The 16032-nt window shown below is 65.5% G+C and carries 18 protein-coding genes; 6 read left to right on the top strand and 12 right to left on the bottom strand.

Annotated elements, in window-relative coordinates; genetic code table 11:
- Nucleotides 1-2: 2 nt before the first annotated feature.
- The 3 genes from AC1DGP_RS30415 to AC1DGP_RS30405 form a co-directional block, all read right to left on the bottom strand.
- Nucleotides 3-608 (bottom strand): TPM domain-containing protein, encoded by a 606-nt coding sequence (locus tag AC1DGP_RS30415; protein WP_476832921.1) that lies wholly within the window; start codon nt 606-608, stop codon nt 3-5.
- Complete coding sequence (locus AC1DGP_RS30410) at nt 608-1381, bottom strand: TPM domain-containing protein (protein WP_476832920.1); 774 nt, start codon at nt 1379-1381, stop codon at nt 608-610. Before AC1DGP_RS30410 ends, AC1DGP_RS30415 begins: the two co-directional genes overlap by 1 nt.
- Before the next feature lie 90 nt (nt 1382-1471).
- Nucleotides 1472-2080: a LemA family protein gene (locus tag AC1DGP_RS30405; protein ID WP_476832919.1), complete on the bottom strand. Its 609-nt coding sequence runs from the start codon at nt 2078-2080 to the stop codon at nt 1472-1474.
- Between the two features lie 166 nt (nt 2081-2246).
- On the opposite strand from AC1DGP_RS30405, the gene ggt reads away from it, so the two are divergent.
- A complete protein-coding gene (gene ggt / locus AC1DGP_RS30400; RefSeq protein ID WP_476832918.1) occupies nt 2247-4019 on the top strand; it encodes a gamma-glutamyltransferase in 1773 nt (590 codons plus the stop codon).
- Nucleotides 4020-4211: 192 nt separating this feature from the next.
- Here ggt and AC1DGP_RS30395 read toward each other — a convergent pair whose 3' ends face one another.
- The 3 genes from AC1DGP_RS30395 to AC1DGP_RS30385 form a co-directional block, all read right to left on the bottom strand.
- A complete protein-coding gene (locus tag AC1DGP_RS30395) occupies nt 4212-4637 on the bottom strand; it encodes a hypothetical protein (RefSeq protein ID WP_476832917.1) in 426 nt (141 codons plus the stop codon).
- A 60-nt stretch (nt 4638-4697) separates the two neighbouring features.
- Nucleotides 4698-5921 carry a dual-specificity RNA methyltransferase RlmN gene (rlmN, locus tag AC1DGP_RS30390; RefSeq protein ID WP_476832916.1) on the bottom strand — a complete coding sequence of 408 codons (1224 nt, stop codon included), beginning with the start codon at nt 5919-5921 and terminating at the stop codon, nt 4698-4700.
- Nucleotides 5922-6023: 102 nt separating this feature from the next.
- Nucleotides 6024-6617 carry a hypothetical protein gene (locus AC1DGP_RS30385; protein WP_084651246.1) on the bottom strand — a complete coding sequence of 198 codons (594 nt, stop codon included), beginning with the start codon at nt 6615-6617 and terminating at the stop codon, nt 6024-6026.
- Between the two features lie 243 nt (nt 6618-6860).
- Between AC1DGP_RS30385 and AC1DGP_RS30380 the strand changes: the two genes are divergently transcribed.
- Complete coding sequence (locus AC1DGP_RS30380) at nt 6861-7835, top strand: NADPH:quinone oxidoreductase family protein (protein ID WP_476832915.1); 975 nt, start codon at nt 6861-6863, stop codon at nt 7833-7835.
- Nucleotides 7836-7842: 7 nt separating this feature from the next.
- Here AC1DGP_RS30380 and AC1DGP_RS30375 read toward each other — a convergent pair whose 3' ends face one another.
- Nucleotides 7843-8217 (bottom strand): YkvA family protein, encoded by a 375-nt coding sequence (locus AC1DGP_RS30375; protein WP_069878622.1) that lies wholly within the window; start codon nt 8215-8217, stop codon nt 7843-7845.
- A 177-nt stretch (nt 8218-8394) separates the two neighbouring features.
- Between AC1DGP_RS30375 and AC1DGP_RS30370 the strand changes: the two genes are divergently transcribed.
- Nucleotides 8395-9180: an SDR family NAD(P)-dependent oxidoreductase gene (locus AC1DGP_RS30370; protein WP_441493305.1), complete on the top strand. Its 786-nt coding sequence runs from the start codon at nt 8395-8397 to the stop codon at nt 9178-9180.
- 195 nt (nt 9181-9375) lie between these two features.
- Here AC1DGP_RS30370 and AC1DGP_RS30365 read toward each other — a convergent pair whose 3' ends face one another.
- Nucleotides 9376-10002 carry a septation protein A gene (locus tag AC1DGP_RS30365; RefSeq protein ID WP_244523403.1) on the bottom strand — a complete coding sequence of 209 codons (627 nt, stop codon included), beginning with the start codon at nt 10000-10002 and terminating at the stop codon, nt 9376-9378.
- A complete protein-coding gene (ftsY, locus tag AC1DGP_RS30360) occupies nt 9999-11222 on the bottom strand; it encodes a signal recognition particle-docking protein FtsY (RefSeq protein WP_476832914.1) in 1224 nt (407 codons plus the stop codon). Before ftsY ends, AC1DGP_RS30365 begins: the two co-directional genes overlap by 4 nt.
- A 71-nt stretch (nt 11223-11293) precedes the next feature.
- On the opposite strand from ftsY, the gene AC1DGP_RS30355 reads away from it, so the two are divergent.
- From AC1DGP_RS30355 to AC1DGP_RS30345, 3 genes are all read left to right on the top strand, one after another.
- On the top strand, nt 11294-12079 hold the full coding sequence (locus AC1DGP_RS30355) for an RluA family pseudouridine synthase (protein ID WP_476832913.1): 786 nt from the start codon (nt 11294-11296) through the stop codon (nt 12077-12079).
- Nucleotides 12080-12142: 63 nt separating this feature from the next.
- A complete protein-coding gene (locus AC1DGP_RS30350; protein WP_476832912.1) occupies nt 12143-12781 on the top strand; it encodes a DUF6875 domain-containing protein in 639 nt (212 codons plus the stop codon).
- Nucleotides 12781-13944 carry a GNAT family N-acetyltransferase gene (locus AC1DGP_RS30345; RefSeq protein ID WP_476832911.1) on the top strand — a complete coding sequence of 388 codons (1164 nt, stop codon included), beginning with the start codon at nt 12781-12783 and terminating at the stop codon, nt 13942-13944. Before AC1DGP_RS30350 ends, AC1DGP_RS30345 begins: the two co-directional genes overlap by 1 nt.
- Here AC1DGP_RS30345 and AC1DGP_RS30340 read toward each other — a convergent pair whose 3' ends face one another.
- The 3 genes from AC1DGP_RS30340 to AC1DGP_RS30330 form a co-directional block, all read right to left on the bottom strand.
- Entirely contained in the window at nt 13945-14235 is a 291-nt protein-coding gene (locus AC1DGP_RS30340; protein ID WP_043237017.1) for a 4a-hydroxytetrahydrobiopterin dehydratase, read from the bottom strand.
- A gap of 2 nt (nt 14236-14237) precedes the next feature.
- On the bottom strand, nt 14238-14816 hold the full coding sequence (gene thpR, locus AC1DGP_RS30335; protein ID WP_441493299.1) for an RNA 2',3'-cyclic phosphodiesterase: 579 nt from the start codon (nt 14814-14816) through the stop codon (nt 14238-14240).
- A gap of 109 nt (nt 14817-14925) precedes the next feature.
- Nucleotides 14926-15981, bottom strand: a complete 1056-nt coding sequence (locus tag AC1DGP_RS30330; protein ID WP_441508239.1) for an aldo/keto reductase — start codon at nt 15979-15981, stop codon at nt 14926-14928.
- Between the last annotated feature and the right edge of the window lie 51 nt (nt 15982-16032).

Genomic DNA, 16032 nt, shown 5'->3' with positions numbered 1-16032 from the left:
CTTCAGAGCAGAACCACCTTGTTCGGTAGCTCGTCGACGTCGTCTGCCGCTGGCGGCGCATGGCGAGCAAGAATGCTGCCGACGGCTCCAACGGCAGCGATCAGGCCTTCGCGCAGGCGGTCCTCCTTCGCTGCCCCGAGCAGCGGCTCGATGATGCCGCGCCAGACCGCCTGATCGATCGTCTCGTCTATTCCGATATCCGCGACGATTTCGGCATAGCGCTCCTGCAGGGCGATGTAGAGCAGGACGCCGGTGCGCCCACGCGTGCGGGTAAGGCCGCGTGCGGTGAACTCGCGCAGCGCAACGTCATGGGCCCGCCGGCGCTTGATGAAGCCAGGCACGAATCGCCCACCGCGCCCATACCAGAGCAGCGTCACCATCAAAGTCGCAGCGCAGACGAGTTGGATCAGGAAGATTCGCGGAGCGCTGGTTGCCGTCAGCATCAGCAACGGCCAGGGCACGAACAGCGCCAGCACCAGTGCCATCACCAAAGGCACGGTGCGGTAGCTGCTTGCAGCGCGGTCGATCACCACGACGATCTCGCCGGAGGTCAGGCTTTCCGCCTGCCGCACCGCTTCCGCGATCGCCTCCTGGTCTTGCGTATCCATCACCAACTCCCAGAAGCACCGCCGCCGCCGGACGAGCCCCCGCCGCCTGAAAAGCCGCCGCCCGAACCCGAACCCCAGCCGCCGCCACCGCCCCAGCCGGAACCGGAACCCGTCCCCCAGCCGGAGTTGGTCGGCGGCAGCGTCACCCAGCGGCCATCGCGCATCCGGTGTCCGCGCCCGCCGCCTTGCTGGTTCAGCCCACGCAGGATGCTGACCACGACGATGAAGATGAAGAACATCACCAGGATGACGGCAACATCCTCCCCAAAGCTGCTCTCGTCACTGCGGACGGTCGCGCGGCGCTGCCATTCCTCGGCATCTCCAGCCAGAATGCTTAGGATCGCGTCGACGCCGCCCTCGATGCCGCCGGCAAAATCACCCGTCTTGAATTTCGGTGCCACCGCGGTGGTGATGATGACCTTCGAGAGCGCGTCCGTGAGCGCGCCCTCCAGCCCATAACCGACCTCGATGCGGACCCTGCGCTCGTTCGGCGCGACGAGCAGCAGCACGCCGTTATTCCTGGCCTTCTCGCCGAGCTGCCAGTGCCGGAACAGGCGATTGCTGAAATCTTCGACGGCGTAGCCCTGGAGCGACGGCACGGTCGCAATCACGACCTGATCGCTGGTCTTGGCCTCATGGGCCTGCAGCTTCTGCTCGATGCGGCTGCGCGCCGCGGCATCGAGCAGATTGGCGTTGTCGACGATGCGGCCGGTCAGGGCAGGAAAATTGGGATCGGCAGCAAGCGCCAAGCCGGCCCAGAGCAGGACAAGCAACAGGGAGAGATAACGGAGAACCCCTCTCCCTTCTGGAAGAGGGGCTACCCGACCTGTTCGGTGAGCGAGCCGGGGCACCCCGGGGCCCGCTTAGAACTTCACCTCTGGCGGCTTCTCCGCGCCCGCCGCCGCGGAGAAGGTTTCCATCGCCTTGGCGCCCCAGAACAGCCGCGCCCAGATCACGCCGGGGAAGGTGCGGATCTCGGTGTTGAAGCTCTGCACCGCCTGGATGTAATCGCGCCGGGCTACCGCAACACGGTTCTCGGTGCCTTCGAGCTGCGACTGCAGGGCGAGAAAGTTCTGGTTCGACTTGAGCTCAGGATAGCGCTCGACCGTGACCAGGAGCCGTCCCAGAGCGCCCGTCAGGGCATTCTGCGCATCCTGATACTCCTTGAACTTCGCGGGATCTGTGATGGTCGACGCGTCGACCTTGATCTGCGTCGCCTTGGCGCGCGCCTCGATCACCTGGGTCAGCACCTCGCGCTCCTGCGAGGCATAGCCCTTCACGGTCTCGACCAGATTGGGGATCAGGTCGGCGCGGCGTTGATACTGGTTCTGGACCTCACTCCAGGCCGCTTTGGCCCTCTCCTCGAGTGTCGGCACATTGTTGATCCCGCAGCCCGCGAGCACGAGGCCGAAGAGGGTGACGGCCGCAAGCGCAAGGCTGCGGCGACGAACGGTGGAGAGCGCGAACGACATGTCGATGCCCCTTTTGGCAATGATCGAGCGATCGATTCGGAGCTTAGCGCTCCGCTCGAGCGGGTGAAAGGCAGCTCGTACAATCACGCGTTGCGTTATCCGGGCCTTGCACCGCAGCCCTTCCACTGCTGGGATGGGCGTCAGCCCGCAGCGGGAGATCGCCAGCATGAACCTCTCCTTCTCCACATCACGCTCCGCCGGACGATCAACCCTCCTTGCGCTGGCCGCAGCCAGTGCCCTTTGGGCGGGAGGAGCGGCCTCACAGCCCCTTGCACCCGCGCCCGAAGCTGCGACCGGCCGCATCGCCAAAGCCGTCGGCACCGCGCAGCGCTACATGGCGGCGGCCGCCAATCCGCTCGCTGCCAGCGCCGGCCGCGAGATCCTGCGCGCCGGCGGCAGCGCGACCGACGCTGCTATCGCGATCCAGCTCGTTCTCAACCTGGTCGAGCCGCAGAGCTCGGGCATCGGTGGCGGTGCCTTCTTCGTGCACTGGGACGAGGCCGGACGAGCACTCGTCACGCTGGACGGCCGCGAGCGGGCTCCCCAGGCAGCCAGGCCCGACCGCTTCATCGGCGCCGACGGCAAGCCGATGAAGTTCATCGACGCCGTCGTCGGCGGCCGATCGGTCGGCGTGCCCGGCACGGTCAAGCTGCTGGAGGAGGCGCATAAGCGCTGGGGCAGACTGCCCTGGGCCACCGTCATGGCCCCCGCGATCAAGCTGGCGGAAGAGGGCTTCACCATCTCTCCGCGCCTCAACGGCCTGCTTTCCGGTGAGACAAATCTCGCAAAGGACCCGCGCGCCGCCGCCTATTTCTACGAGCCGGACGGCAAGGCCAAGGCGGTCGGCACGGTCCTGAAGAATCCGGCCTTCGCCGCAACGCTTCGTGCCATCGCCGAGAGAGGGTCCGACGCCTTCTACTCCGGGCCGATCGCCGAGGACATCGTCTCGACCGTGACCGGTCACAAGACCAACCCCGGCGATATGACGCTCGCCGATCTGCAAGCCTACAAGGTCGAGGAGCGAGAGGCCGTCTGCGGCTCCTATCGGGTCTGGCGGATTTGCGGCATGGGGCCGCCGAGCTCCGGCGCGATTGCCGTCCAGCAGATGCTCGGCATTCTCGAAACCCAGAACATGGCCCGGCTCGGCCCTTCTGCCGACAGTGCACACTGGTTCAGCGAGGCAGGTCGCCTCGCCTTCGCCGATCGCGCGCTCTTCCTCGCCGACCCGGCCTTCGTCAGCGTGCCCGTCAGCGGCTTGATCGACCGCGATTACATCCGATCGCGCGCCGGGCTCGTCAGCCCCGACAAGTCGATGGGCCGCGCCAAAGCCGGCGATCCTCCCAACAAGCGGGCCCAGCTCTTTGCCCCCTCGGACGGCATCGAGAACGGCACGAGCCATATCTCGGTGATCGATGCAGACGGCAACGCGGTCTCAATGACCACGACGATCGAGGATGGCTTCGGCTCGCGGCAGATGACCAAGGGCGGCTTTCTGCTCAACAATGAGCTGACCGATTTCAATTTCGCTCCGGAGGAGGAGGGCAAGCCCGTCGCCAACCGCGTCGAGGGCGGGAAGCGCCCGCGTTCGTCGATGGCGCCGACCCTGGTGTTCGATGCCTTTGGCCGCCTCTACGCCGTGGTCGGCTCCCCCGGCGGCAGCCAGATCATTGGCTTTGTCGGCAAGACGCTGGTCGCCCTGCTGGATTGGAAGATGGATCCGCAAGCCGCCGTCGACTTCGCCAATTTCGGCAGCCGCAATGGCCCCACCGAGCTTGAAAAGGGCACTGAGGCCGAGGCCTGGAAGACAGCGCTCGAGGCCAAGGGCCATGAGGTCAGGCTGCTGGAAATGACCTCGGGCATCCAGGCGATCGTCAAGACCCCTGAAGGCTTTGTCGGGGGAGCCGATGGCCGGCGCGAGGGCGTGGCGATCGGCGACTAAAGCATCGGCCCGAAAAGTGGATTGCGGTTTTCGGAAAAGCCGATGCAAACACAGAAGGTTAGATCATCGGACCGGATACGATATCCGGTCCGATGATGTAGCGGGTCCGGCACATCATGCCCGGGCGAATCCGGGCCTCATCGGCTTCGGAGTGTCTCGGGTCGGCGCTGCGCCCGAGACAGGCGGCAGGCGTTAAACCTGCCCGACCGGGCGCTCCCCACCCGCGCCGCGCCCCGCGATCAGCCAGTAGACGAAGCCGGTGGCGGCCCCGACCAGGAACAGCGCTGCGATGATCTGTGTCTCGCTCGCCGTCGGTGCGCGTGACAGCCGCAGCATGGCGAGCGGCAGCAGCGCCGCGAGCGTGCCTGTCAGCCCGCTCTGGATAAGCCCGCTGCGAATGCGAAAGAGCTCGGAGCCGATAGCGACGAGCGCGACCGGTGCGACCATGATTGCAAAGCCCAGCCGGCCGAGCAGCGTGAAGGCAGCTTCCGCCGTGGGGCCGGGATCGAAGCCGCTCTCGGCCTGGGCGAAGAGCGCTGTGAGCAGACGCTCGAAGCCGCCGCCGATCAGCAGGGCGATGTCAGGCGAAACCACGCTGGCGATGAGCAGGGCAAACATCCCCGATCCCATCGCAACGAGCAACGCGAATGGAATCAACAGCAGCCAACGCAGCATATGTCAGCCCGCCAGCGCCGCAGCTTCGGCCTCGCTCTGCTCCAGCATCAGCCGGGCACGCGCCGAGAGCTTTTCAGTCTCGCTCTTGAGCTGGCCGCAGGCGGCGAGGATGTCGCGCCCGCGTGGCGTACGCACCGGCGAGGCATAGCCTGCGCGGTACACGATCTCGGAGAAGCGCTCGATCCGGTCCCAGTCAGAGCATTCATAGCGCGTGCCGGGCCAGGGATTGAACGGGATCAGGTTGATCTTGGCCGGAATGCCCTTGAGCAGCCTGACGAGCTCGCGCGCCTCGGCATCGCTGTCGTTGACGTCCTTCAGCATCACGTATTCGAAGGTGATGCGCTTGGCGTTCGACAGGCCGGGATAGTTGCGGCAAGCCTCGAGCAGGTCGCGGATCGGATACTTCTTGTTCAGCGGCACCAGTTCATTGCGCAGGTCGTCGCGCACGGCATGCAGCGAGATCGCCAGCATCGTGCCCATCTCCGCGCCGAGCGCTTCGATCTGCGGCACCACGCCGGAGGTCGAAACCGTGATGCGGCGACGGCCGAGTGACAAGCCCTCATTGTCCGAGATCACGTCGATCGCATCGCGGACGCCGTCGAAATTATAGAGCGGCTCGCCCATGCCCATGAAGACGATGTTCGAGACGAAGCGGCCACCATCATTCGGCACGAAGGCACCCTCGGGCGGGGTGCGCCCGGGGAAGTCGCCGAGACGATCGCGCGCCACCATCAGCTGCGCCACAATCTCCTCGGTGGTGAGGTTGCGCACCAGGCGCTGCGTACCGGTGTGGCAGAAGGTGCAGCTGAGCGTGCAGCCGACCTGGCTCGAGACACAGAGCGTGCCGCGGTCGACCTCGGGGATATAGACGCATTCGATCTCGGCACCACGATCGCGTGCACCGACCGGAGGCATCCGCAACAGCCATTTGCGTGTGCCGTCGCTTGAGACCTGCTCGGCCGTTACCTCCGGCAGATCGAGCGTGAAGCGCTCGGCCAGCGCGGCGCGCAAGACCTTGCTGATCGTCGTCATCGCGGAGAAATCGCGGACGCCGTAATGATAGATCCAGTTCCAGAGCTGGCCGACGCGCATGCGTCGCTCCTTCTCGGAAACGCCGATTTCAGCCAGCGCATCGGACAGGCCGGCGCGTGTGCGCCCGACCAGCGAGGCAGGTCGCAAAACGGGTTCGGCCGCCGGAGCGGGGGAAGCAGGGACGGACAGGGACATCGGAACTCGGGCTCAAGCGGGCATCATGCGCCCGCGCTCGGCGGGCTCATATCATAATCCGCATAAAGCGCGAAATCGGCGGAAATGCGCCGCCTGCCCGCGCTACTTGCAGGCGTCTTCGGCGCGCTTGACGATCTGGTTGAGACCGGCGAGCGAATATTTGTCGCTGGTCGGATTGCCGCGTTTCGACATGCCCTTGACCTCGAGGCTCGCGCCCTTGCGCAGCGCGTCGAGCATGCGGCCTTCCTCAGCCGGGTTCTTGAGCCACATGTTCTGGCCCTTTGCGACGAGCGCGAAGCGCTCATTGCCGATGATCGCCTGATGCTCGACATCTTCCTTGAGGTCGAAATTCATCACCAGGCTGATCTCGTTGCGCACCCCTTCCGTGGGGCGGCTGGAGACGAAGAGCATGCCTTCGACATCCTTGAGATTGGCAGGGATGCGGGTTTCCGCCTTGGAAAGCGCGTAGCAGACCTTGGATCGCCCCTGCTGCGACGAGAAAGCCTGCCACTTTCCGGCCGTCTCGAGCAGCATCGCCTGGGCCTGGCCCGAAGCCGCAGCGCGTTGGGCCGGAGCAGGCGCTCGCTGCGCCTGGGCCGGGGAAATCAGAAACGGCAAAGCCAGCGCGACCAGCGCCGAAGCCAGTTTCGCATGCCGGGTGGCGGTGACGCCGGTTCGGAAGTAGTTGAGAATCATCGACCGCCATCAATCAGCAGAAATGTTAACAGCATCTCTATTTCCGAAGCATTTTGCGCGGAATCTCAAGAATGCCTGAACCATAGGATGTCACGATCCTGGCGAAAATGCGAATATGACGCTGCCGCGAACAAGGTTCCGTCCGCACCGGGGCCGTGGCACAATCCGCCGGGAAATAGGCGGTGACCAGCGTTGTCCGGATGGTATCGCGGGCACAAGCCAGGCTGAGGACGGTGCGACGAGATGAAAGCACTGCTTTGCGAGACCCACGGGCCGGCAGAAAGCCTGGTGATCCGTGAACTTCCCGATCCGAAACCCGGTCCGGGCGAGGTCGTCATCACCGTCAAGGCGGCGGCGCTGAACTTCTTCGACACGCTGATCATCCAGAATCGCTACCAGACCAAGCCGCCCCTGCCTTTCTCGCCAGCAGGCGAATGCGCGGGCATCATCAGCGCGATCGGCCGCGATGTCGAAGGCTGGCGCATCGGCGAGCGTGTCGCCGTATGGCTCGGGCATGGTGGAGCGCGTGAAAAGGTCGCGGTCTCCTCCCGGGCGATCGTGCGCGTGCCGGATACCCTTGATGACGCGCAGGCCGCCGGGCTCTTCGTGACCTATGGCACCGCCATGCACGGCCTCATCCAGCGCGCCGGGCTCAAGGCCGGCGAGACCCTGGCCATTCTCGGCGCAGGCGGCGGCGCGGGCCTGGCCGCCGTCGAGATCGGCGCCTTGCTCGGCGGCCATGTCATCGCCTGCGCCTCGTCGCCGGAGAAGCTGGCGCTGGCACGTGAACATGGCGCCCAGGAGGAGATCGACTACAGCATCGAGGATGTGAAGGCGGGCCTGCGCCGCCTGACCGAGAATCGCGGCGTCGACGTGCTCTACGACACGGTTGGCGGCGATCTCGCCGAGCCGGCATTGCGCGCCATGGCCTGGGAGGGGCGCTACCTCGTTGTCGGCTTTGCCGGCGGCGCGATCCCGAAGATTCCACTCAACCTGCTGCTCCTCAGGAGTTGCGATCTGCGAGGCGTGTTCTGGGGTGAGTTCGTCGCGCGCGAACCGGCGGCGCATCACCGCAACATGGAACGACTGCTGGAATGGGCCGCAGCCGGGCGCATCAGCGCCCATGTCCACGCCACCTTCCCGCTCGAACGCGCTGCGGAAGCGTTTGCGATGATCGGGGATCGCAAGGCGCAGGGCAAAATCGTCCTGACGCCCTGAACGGGGCTCAAAGCCCCGCCAGCGTGTCCTGCGCCTTCTGGCGATGCTCCGGCGTGATCGACCCCGCGACCGCGGCGATCGCAGCCGCCATCACGGCCGCATCGTCGCTGAAGCCAAGGATCGGCATGATGTCGGGAATCGCATCGATCGGCAGCACGAAATAGCCGAGCGCGGCCAGCAATGTCAGCCGGACACGCCGGGGCGTCGCCGGATCGCGGGTGCAGAAATAGGCTGCCAGCAGATCCTCGGCAAAGGGGATGCGCTTGGCGACCCGCTTGAGAAGGCTCATCAGATCGGCGCCGAAACGCGCTTCGTCGCGCAGGCTCCGCCGGATCGCCGCCATCTCTTCGGCGCTGAAACGCGAACTGAAACCCTCGCTCATTCCTCTCTCCGTGGAAGGACCTGAAAACCCCGGCCCAGTGCGGAATACACATTTCCCGCGCCGAAAATGTGGCCCCGGACGCAAGGCTGCACAAGGGTTGCGCCAAGAATCGTCCTTGGAGCGGCCGATGGCGCGGATTAAGGCTGGTCCAGCCATTTTTGCGAACAGGGACCTGACATGAAGCTCGATTCGTCCATCGCGGCCGTCGTCACCGGCGGCGCGTCCGGCCTCGGCGAAGGCACCGCACGCATGCTCGCCTCCCAGGGCGCGAAGGTCGCCATCTTCGACATGAATGCCGAGCGCGGCAAACAGGTGGCGAGCGAAATCGGCGGCATCTTTGCCCTTTGCGATGTCTCGAACGATGCCTCGGTCGACGAAGCCCTGCTCACGGCTCGTCAGGCGCATGGCATCGAGCGCATCCTGGTGAACTGCGCCGGAATCGCCCCGGGCCGCCGTGTCGTCTCGAAGAAGCGGGAGACCGGCGAACTCGTGGCCCACGACCTCGCGACCTTCGAGAAGACGCTCGCCGTCAACCTCGCCGGCACTTTCCGCATGATCGCACGCTCGGCGCTCGCACTCGCCGCGGAGCCACCGGTCACGCCCGATGGCGGGCGCGGAGTCTTCATCTGCACGGCTTCGGTCGCGGCCGAGGATGGCCAGATCGGCCAGGCGGCCTATTCCGCCTCGAAGGGCGGCATTGTCGGCATGACCCTGCCGATCGCGCGTGACCTCGCCCAGCTTGGCATCCGCGTCATGACGATCATGCCCGGCCTGTTCGAGACTCCGATGTTCGCGTCGGTACCGGACGACTATCGCCAGGCGCTGGAAGCCTCGATCCCGCATCCCTCGCGCCTCGGCCGCCCCGCCGAATATGCCGCGCTGGTCAGGAGCATCGTCGAGAACGACATGCTGAACGGCACGGCAATCCGCCTCGATGGCGCGATCCGGCTCGCGCCGAAATAGCGCGCTGCGTCAATTAATCCTGAAGACCTCGCACCCGTCTTGTCGCGGTAGAGGTCCCACCGCATCGCGTCGCCGCCTCGTGCTTACGCCCGAAGCGCAAGGGAGCGCGGCGCAGAACATGGCGCCGGCCTCTTCATCGCTGGCGGACGAGGCTACAACGCCGCGGGCAGCCGTGCCGCCCCTTGCAGGGACGCCCTATTTTCCGGGCGTCGCAGGCGGCTTGATCTCATGCTTCAGGATCAGCGGCGTCTGAGCCAGGGCAAAGGCCATGGTCAGTGGCATCACGCCCCAGACCTTGAAGGCGACCCAGAAATCCTGCGTCTGCGTGCGCCAGACGATCTCGTTCAACGCGGCAAGGACGAAGAAGAACAGGCCCCAGCGGAAGGTGAGCTTGCGCCAGCCCTCCTCGTCGAGCTGCAGGACAGTTTCGAGCACCAGCGCCAGCAGCGAACGCCCGAAGAACAGTCCGCCAAGCAGGATGCAGCCGAACAGCGTGTTGACGATGGTCGGCTTCACCTTGATGAAGAAGGCATCGTCGAGCGCCAGCGTCAGGCCGCCAAAGACCGTCACCACGACCGCGTTGACGATCGCCATGCGCGGCAGATGGTGCAGCAACACACGCGACAGGGCGAGCGAGACAAGCGACGCCACGATGAAGATGCCGGTCGCAACAAAGATGCGCCGGTCTTCGGCGACGCCGAACAGGCGGTCGCCATAGGAGTTGGCGAAAAAGAAGATGGCCAGCGGCCCGAACTCGAGGCCGAGCTTGAGCAGCGGGTTAACGCCCTTGTCCTTAGTCGTCCCGGCCAGACTCTCGCTCACGCGGCTTCTCCCAATCCAGCAACCGCTCGTGCAAAATCACGTGCGGAGAATGGTTCCAGATCCTCGACACTCTCGCCGACGCCGATGAAATGCACCGGCAGGCCAAACTGGGCGGCGAGCGCCACGAGGATGCCGCCACGCGCCGTGCCGTCGAGTTTCGTCATCACCAGCCCGGTCACACCAGCCGTCTCGCGAAAGGCCTCGACCTGCGAGATCGCATTCTGGCCCACCGTCGCGTCGAGCACCAGCAAGGCTGCATGCGGCGCCTCCGCGTCGAGCTTGCGGATCACCCGCACCACTTTGGCGAGCTCGTCCATCAACCCTGCCTTGTTCTGCAGCCGGCCGGCTGTGTCGACGAGAAGGATATCGACCCCGTTGGCCCTGGCTTTCTGCAGCGCCTCAAAGGCCAAACCCGACGCATCCGCACCCTGCTGACCAAAGACAACCTCCGCACCCGTGCGCTCGCCCCAGACCTTGAGCTGCTCGATCGCAGCTGCGCGGAACGTATCGCCCGCAGCGAGCATCACCGACTTGCCTTCGGCACGGAATTTCGCAGCCAGCTTGCCGATCGTCGTCGTCTTGCCGGAGCCATTGACCCCGACCATCAGGATCACGAACGGCTTTTTCGTGGCGTCGATCGTCAAGGGGTGCGCCACCGGCGTCAGAATGCTCTCGACCTCGCGCGCCAGGATGGCCTTCACCTCCTCCGGCTCGATCTGCTTGTCATAGCGTCCCTCGCCCACCGCCTTGGCGACGCGCGCCGAGGTGGCGAGACCAAGATCGGCCTGGATCAGGATGTCTTCGAGATCCTCCAGCGTGGCGGCATTGAGCTTGCGCTTGGTGAAGAGCTCCGTGATGCCGGTGGTCAGCGCCGAGGAGGTACGGGAGAGCCCGTCCGCCAGCCTGCGCCACCAGCTGCGCTTCGGCTGCGGCGCCGGGCTCGGCTCCGCGGGCTGTCCGGATGCCATGGGCGAAACCGGCGCTGGCTCCGGTTCGGCTTCGACCTCCGGCATCGCGATCGGCAGGGGCGCAGCCTCGCCGATCAGCAGATCGGGGGCGATTGGGGCATCGGGTACAGCGTCAGGAGCCGGCTCGGCTGCGGCATCCGGCAAATCCGGGGAGGGCGCGGCTGCGCTCTCAGGAGCGGGCTTGGACTGTTCCTGCTCCAGCCCGAACAGCCTCGAAAAGAAGCCGCGCTTTTTCGGTTCGCTCTCGCTCATCACTCGTCCCGTCATCCTGCAGGCCAGGCGCCCGAGTTGCGCCACACCGCTGGTTTGGATAGCGCAATGCCATGAGCAGACCGGATCAACCAGCAATTTCGCGCGAGACCCCAGAAGCCGCCCTGCCGGTGCCACTGCTCTATCGCGACGCGATGATGCTGGTGATCGACAAGCCCGCCGGCCTGCCCTCGCATCGCGGCCCGCAGGCAAAGCGCCGCGTCATTCCCGTGCTGACCGATTATCTCGACGCCCTGCGCTTTGGTCTGCCGCGACGGCCGGAAGCCGCCCACCGGCTCGACAAGGATACGTCCGGCTGCCTCATCCTCGGCCGCCACCCACGCGCAATGGCCGAGCTCAACCAGCTGTTCCGCGACGGCCGCATCGACAAGACCTATTGGGCTATCGTCGAGGGTGGCCCGCAGGACGACGAAGGCATGATCGATCTGCCCCTCGCCAGGCGCTCTCCCGAACGCGGCTGGTGGATGAAGGTCGACCCGGAGGGATTGCCTTCACAAACCCGTTATCGGGTGCTGGGTCGCGCGGAGGGTTTGACATGGCTCGAACTCGAGCCGCTCACCGGCCGCACGCATCAATTGCGGGTGCATTGCGCGGCCTCCGGCTGGCCCATGCTGGGCGACGAAGTCTACGGCTCGGCGCCGCGGGACGGCGGACCCGGACTCCAGCTCCATGCCCGCGCTGTCAGCGTTCCGCTCTATCGCAAGCGCGAGCCGGTCAGAGTCGAGGCGCCCCCGCCTTCGCACATGCTGGAGGCGCTTGGGCGCTGCGGCTGGAGCAAATCTTTCGGGAATCCTAACGCCGCTGTCGAACAGGGCGAACCGTCATCAACCCTTCGCTAATTTGAGCTTGCTATCGCTAGGGAACAGCAACCGGAGCGTGCATTGATGCCGGAGACAGCGACCTTGAGCAGCAGAGCCAGCCCCGGTGGGCTCATGACGCTCGAAGCTGCACGCCAATCCGCGCGTGAGGCCGCCCCGGATGCACCACTGGCGACATTGCTCTCCTGGGTCGAAGACTATCTGATGAGAGGTCATGCCGATCTCGGCAGGACCGGCGCCGTCTGCCCCTTCACACGCCAGGCGGCCCGGCTCGATACGGTCCGCCTCGGCATTTCCAATCAACGCGCCACGGATGAGGATGCGGCCTTCGCCCTGGTTCGGAGCGGTTTCGGTGCACTCGACGCCATCCCCTGCAAGGCCGGCATGCAGCACTTCCGCACGGTGATCATCGGCTTTCCGAAATGCGACAGCCCGGACGGCATCGCCATGCTCAAGCGCGTCCAGGACCGTCACAAATTCTACTCGCTGCGGCGCAACCGCATGATCGGGCTGATGCATGCGACGTCGGAGGCGCCAGGCCTTTGGAATTCGGATTTCCGGCCGCTGCGCGCGCCTCTGCCTGTCATCGCCATCCGCCACATGGTCGAGCATGACGCGCCCTTCGCGGCCAGGCACCCCCTGCTGCTCCTGCCCTATCTCGCCCGCTTCCCGATCACAGGGTCGAGGCGGCTGATCGCGCATCTGCGCGCCGGAGCCCAATGATGAGCAAGCGGCGGGAAGGCTCTGAGATCGGCGGAGCCGTGACGACAGAGGTCATAACCGAACGCGATGATCTCCTCGCACTCCAGCCGGAATGGGACGCGTTCTTTGCACGCGCGGCCCTGCCGCATCAGGTCTTCCAGAGCCACGTCTTCCTGAAGCACTGGGCCGCGCATTATCTCGAGGGGCATGGCCGGCTCAGTATCGTCATTGCACGCCGCCAGGGTGTCCTTGCGATGATCTGGCCGCTCGTCCGGCAGCGCCGCTGCAGCCTCGAGACGCTCCGCTTCATGGGCATCCCGGTCGCGCAGTTCGGTGACATCCTCGTCGAGCCCGGCCCCGACCGCGATACTCTGGTGCGGGCAGGATGGCGCGCCCTGCGCGCACTGGGCGCCGATCTGTTCGAGGCGCGCAAACTGCGAGCAGACTCCATTCTCGCCGCTTCCGGCCTGCTCGGTGAAGCGATGCCGATCGAGCAGCTCAACGCCCCCTTTGCCGATCTGGTCTGGCGGGTCGGCACGAACGGCCCGAGCAGCGCCTACCCGGGCCGCGAACGCTCGAATTACCGTCGGCGCCTGCGCCGGCTCGAGGAACGCGGCACGATCAGCTTCGAGGCGCCGCCGCCCGGTCCTGCCGCCGCAGCCCTCGCCGGCGACGCCGTGGCCTTCAAGCAAGCCTCGCTGCTGCGCCACGGCACCGTCGCGCCGACGATCGACGATCCTCGCTTCGCGGCCTTCTTTCGGGATTTTGCCGGAGATGCGGACGGGGGGAGTTCGCTGCGCGTCTCCGCAATATGCTGCGATGGCGCCCCGGTCGGCATCGACCTCTCGCTTGACTGCAAGGGCCGCAGCTTCGGCCATGTCCTCGCAGCCCATCCCGATTTCGAGCGGGGCGGCGTCGGCAGCATCCTGATTCATCACAGCTTCGCCAGCGCCAGGGCACGCGGCAATGCCGTGTTCGACCTGCTGGCCCCGTCGGATGCCTACAAGCTCGAACACGCCGACGGGCAGACCGGTGTCAGCGACCTCCTGCTGCCGCTCTCCCTCAAGGGGCGGCTCGCCTGCAGCGTCGGTTTCCAACGCTTGCGGCCCGTTCTGAAGAGCGCGGCCAAGCGACTTCCACCCGGTATTGCGCGCCGTGTCGCGATCTGGGGCAGGGCTGGCTGATCAGCCGGCCATGGCGTCCATGGCGCGGGCGAGCTTGACGTCGAGCTCGGTCAGCCCGCCGGCATCATGCGTAGCCAACGTCACCTCGACCGTCTTGTAGACATTCGACCATTCCGGATGATGGTCCATCCTTTCGGCCAGCAGCGCGACGCGGCTCATCCAGCCGAAGGCCTCATTGAAATCATGGAAGATGAAGCGCTTGGCGATGGCCTCACGACCCTCGACCAGTTTCCAGCCCACCAGCGTCATGAGCGCTTCGTTGCGAGCTTCGGCACTCAGTCGCTTGCGCATGATCATCTCCGCTGGAAATCGCTTCGCGGCAGCCGGTTGGGGTAGGATGGGCCAAGCGGATAGGCGGCCTCAAGCACATAAGGCCCGCCGCCGATCGAATCCCGCGATGACATCAGGGTGAAGCGCCGGGCCGTGAAGGCGATCGGCCGGACGATAGGATGCATCGCCAAATAATGCGCAACCTCGACAGGCGAGGTATCGCGCAGCCGGGCAAGCGTGACATGCGGCACGAATTTGCGCCCTTCCGCCGGTAATCCGAGGCGGCGCATCAGGCGCTCGATATCGGCCTGGAGCTCGCTGAGCTGGCGACTGGGTTGCACCCGCGCAAACACGGCGCGCGGCTTGTCGCCCCCGAAACTGCCCAATGCGTCGAGCGTCACCTCGAAGGGCTGTGTCTGCAGATCGGCGAGAAAGCTGTCGACATCATGGGCCATGCGGCGGTCGACATCGCCGAGGAAGCGCAAGGTAACGTGATAGTCGGCCGGCTCGATCCAGCGCGCACCAACGAGTCCGCCCCGATGCAGCGTCAGCGTCGAGGCGACCTCGGCGGGTATCTCCAGAGCTGTGAACAGCCTCGGCATGGCAAATCAGTGCCAAGTTTTTGTGACTCTGGCGAGACGAAAAGCGATGGAGCGCAGGAAAACCTCTGCAAACCTTCGCCCTCCCGCCCCGCCATGAGCCGCGCTGGTTTCAGGGACAGGGGTTTCCGACCAGTTGGTGAATCGCGTCGATCTTTGCTTCAACCTCGGGCGAAAGTGCGACATCGATCGAACCGATATCGGCCCGCAATTGTTCCATTGTCGTCGCGCCAATGATGTTGGCCGTCACGAAGGGGCGCGAATTGACGTAGGCCAGCGCCATTTGCGCCGGATCCAGACCAGCCTCGCGGGCAACCGCGATATAGCGCTTCACCGCATCTTCCGCGCCGACAGCCTCGTAGCGCTGGCCGCGATTGAACAGCGTCGAGCGCGCGCCGGCCGGCTTGGCACCGTCCAGATATTTGCCGGTGAGGTAGCCCTGGGCCAGCGGCGAATAGGCCAGCAGGCCGACCTGCTCACGCATCGCTATCTCGGCCAACCCCGTCTCAAAGGTACGGTTGAGCAGGTTGTAGGCATTCTGGATCGATTGGACGCGAGGCCCTCCGCGCGCTTCGGAATCGCGCACGAAGCTCATCGTGCCCCAGGCGCTCTCGTTGGAGAGCCCGAGATGACGGATCTTGCCAGCCTTCACGATCTCGCCGAAGGCGTCGAGTTGTTCGGCGATCGGCGTCTCGCCATCGGGCGTTTCGAAAGCGGCCTTGTTGAAGCGCGTTGGATTCGAGCCCCACGGCATCGCACGCTCGGGGAAATGCAGCTGGTAGAGGTCGATATAGTCCGTCTGAAGCCGCTTCAGGCTCTTGTCGACAGCCTCGAAGATCTGCTTGCGGTTGATGCGGGTCGGTCCGCGATCGTCCCGGAACCAGTCATTGGCCGAGCGGCCGACGATCTTGGAGGCCAGGATGACCTTGTCGCGGTTCTTCCGCGCCTTGAACCAGCTGCCGATGATCCGCTCCGTCGAGCCCTGCGTCTCCGGCCGCGGCGGAATCGAGTACATTTCTGCCGTATCGAAGAAATTCACGCCCTGCGCGAGAGCGTAGTCCATCTGCTCATGGCCCTCGGCTTCGGTGTTCTGCTGGCCCCAGGTCATGGTTCCAAGGCAAATGACCGAAACCTGGAGGTCGGTGCGCCCAAGACGGCGATATTGCATGGTCAGACAACTCCGGAGATTGCGCGCAGGGGCGCTCATGGGGTGGGAAGC

It is taken from the genome of Allobosea sp. 05T433 (genome assembly GCF_056396065.1).
The sequence above is the reverse complement of the archived record's forward strand: the minus strand, read 5'-3'. Positions and strand labels throughout refer to the sequence as shown.